Annotated in this window: 1 protein-coding gene; it reads right to left on the minus strand. The window is 66.3% G+C overall.

Annotated features, from left to right (window positions below; genetic code table 11):
* Window positions 1-651: 651 nt before the first annotated feature.
* On the minus strand, window positions 652-2,433 hold the full coding sequence (metG, locus tag I003_RS0129240; RefSeq protein ID WP_486584461.1) for a methionine--tRNA ligase: 1,782 nt from the start codon (window positions 2,431-2,433) through the stop codon (window positions 652-654).
* Between the last annotated feature and the right edge of the window lie 585 nt (window positions 2,434-3,018).

Consider the following 3,018-nt stretch of genomic DNA (forward strand, 5'->3'; position numbering starts at 1 on the left):
ATCTCAGGCAGGGAATCGACGCCATCGCGGCTCAGGAGTTCTTCTGCGACTGCAATATATGCAATAAGTACCCCGAGGAGGAATACTCGACGTTTATTTGTTGCACGCAGACTGAGGACCTCGTCCACACGGTCACTGGATCCCACATGGCGTGCTCGTGAGGCGAACCCTGATGGAAGCCCCAATTTTTCCTCGTAGGCCGAGAGCGGAGGATTGCCTCCTGGTGTCGTCATGGAACATAGATTAGCCGGGTGAGGCAGTCCATGGGGTGGACATGGTCAGCTCAACTTGAGGGTTGCCCTCGTAGCGAAAGCTTCCCCGGCCCGCACGGCGTTGCCCCGCCCGATGTCAAGTCGGCGTGGAGCAAGGAGTGCCTCAAGCCGCGCCCCTGGCCCTGTACTTGTCCGGGCTCGGTTCGTAGACCTCTGGGTCTAGGTCTGTGCTGGACTGGAACGGGCGATAGTCCTTGTCGTACGCGGATTCGGCCAGTACCTCCAGCGCGTGCCCGGATCCGCAGGTGGCACGTGAGTGGAGGTCGGCGTGACCGGGGCGCGCATCCGCCTGATGAACACCTCGCCCGCGGATCTGCCCGTTTCCCCGACACCCAGTCGCCCGTTGAGCGCCGGGACCGGGGTGTCGCGGGCGACTCGGTCAGGCGTCCGGAGCTCCGCCGAAGCGCTCACGGTAGGACTCCAGGTCCTCCTCCGTGATCTTCGTGAAGAGCACCGGCGGCACCGTGAACGCGGTGCCGGCCGGAACGGCGTCCAGGGCCGTGGCTTGCTCGGCGGACACCCAGGTAGCGGTGTCGTTCTCCAGGCCGAAGGCTCCGCGCATGGCGGCGGCCGTGGCGGGGATGAACGGCTGGGAGACGACCGCGTACAGGTGGATCAGGTTCATCGCGGTGCGCAGGGTCAGCGCGGCGCCGTCGGCGTCGGTCTTGATCTCCAGCCAGGGAGCCTTCTCCTCCAGGTACGAGTTGCCCGCGGACCACAGGGCGCGCAGGGCGGCAGCGGCCCTCCGGAACTGGAGCGCCTCGATCTGCTCCTCGTACTCGGCCAACAGCCGCGCGATCTCCTCGCCCAGCTTCGCCTCCGCCTCGCCGGCAGGGCGACCGGCCGGGACCTCGTCGCCGAAGCGCTTCCTGGAGAAGGACAGCACCCGGTGGACGAAGTTGCCGAGGGTGTCGGCCAGGTCCTTGTTCACCGTGGCGGTGAAGTGCTCCCAGGTGAACGACGAGTCATCCGACTCGGGGGCGTTGGCGATCAGGAAGTAGCGCCAGTAGTCACCGGGCAGGATGTCCAAGGCCGCGTCCGTGAAGACGCCGCGCTTCTGCGAGGTGGAGAACTTGCCTCCGTAGTAGGTCAGCCAGTTGAAGCCCTTGACGACGTCGACCTTCTTCCATGGCTCCCGCACACCGAGTTCGGTGGCCGGGAACATCACCGTGTGGAACGGGACGTTGTCCTTGGCCATGAACTGCGTGTACCGGACGGTGTCGTCGGCCTCGTACCACCAGGACTTCCAGTCGCGGGTCTCACCGGCCGGCGCGGCGTCTGCCCACTCCTTCGTCGCGCCGATGTACTCGATCGGGGCGTCGAACCAGACGTAGAAGACCTTGCCCTCGGCCGCGAGCTCCGGCCAGGTGTCGGCCGGGACGGGCACGCCCCAATCCAGGTCGCGGGTGATAGAGCGGTCGTTCAGGCCCTCGGTCAGCCACTTGCGGGCGATGGACGTGGACAGATGCGGCCACTCGTCGCTGACGGTGGCGATCCACTCCTCGACCTCGTGCTGGAGCTTCGACTGCAGCAGGAAAAGGTGCTTGGTCTCGCGCACCTCCAGGTCCGTGGAGCCGCTCACTGCCGAACGCGGGTTGATCAGATCGGTCGGGTCGAGCACACGGGTGCAGTTCTCGCACTGGTCACCGCGGGCCTTGTCGTACCCGCAGTGAGGGCAGGTGCCCTCGACGTACCGGTCCGGCAGGAAACGACCGTCGACAGGCGAATACACCTGGCGGATCGCACGCTCCTCGATGAAGCCGTTCTCCTCCAGCCTGCGCGCGAAGTGCTGCGTGATCTCGGCGTTCTGCTGCGAGGAACTGCGCCCGAAGTAGTCGAAGTCCAGCTCGAACCCGTCGTACACGGCCTTCTGCGCATCGTGGGCCTGAGCAGAGAACTCGGCGACAGACAGCCCGGCCTCCTTGGCGGCCAGCTCGGCCGGCGTGCCGTGCTCGTCGGTGGCGCAGATGTACAGGACGTCATGACCGCGCTGGCGGAGGTACCGGGAGTACACGTCCGCCGGAAGCATCGACCCGACCATGTTGCCCAGGTGCTTGATCCCGTTGATGTAGGGAAGCGCGCTGGTTACCAGGTGTCGAGCCATCCTCGGATGCTCCATTTCGTGCGTATAGCGCTGGCGACAGTGCCACGGCGGGCCCAAGCCGGGTGGCTGCAGCCGATGCGATGTGAGCACTCAGATCGCCCGCTGGAGTCACACGCCGTGACGGAACGGGCCTGCAAGCCGCCGTCATCCTATCGAACCGGAGGTCTGGCCAGCCCGTGGGTTTTCTGGCCGGTGCGAGCCGCGCTCGTGATGCGCTCGGCCGTCCGAGACAGGCGGCCAAGCGAGCTCGTACGGCCGAGGCGCCTCCCATCCTAGAACTACCGCTGGCGCTCCTCGCCGTACGGCAGGTGCGTGCCCCCGTGTCCTCTCCACGCCAACTGCTCCTCGACAGCAAGCGACTCGGGGCACATGGAGGGCACATGAGGCTCGAAAACGGCACCGACCAGCAGGTACCAGTGAAGGGAATTCCTGCTGGTCAGTGGCGCTCCGGTGGTGAATTCGCAGGTCAGCGCAGTGGTGGAGGCACTTGATCCTCAAGTGGCGCGAGGACGCCCCACTGCAGGCGGCGTGACCGACAGGCTGCCGTTCTGACGCGCTGTTCGGCCGGGCTTGATCTGCGGGTTCTCGTGCCGTAGCCGGCGGGTGACGTCGGTGTTCTCTCCCGCGACGGCGGGCCGGGGG

The sequence above is a fragment of the Streptomyces sp. CNQ329 genome, assembly GCF_000482585.1.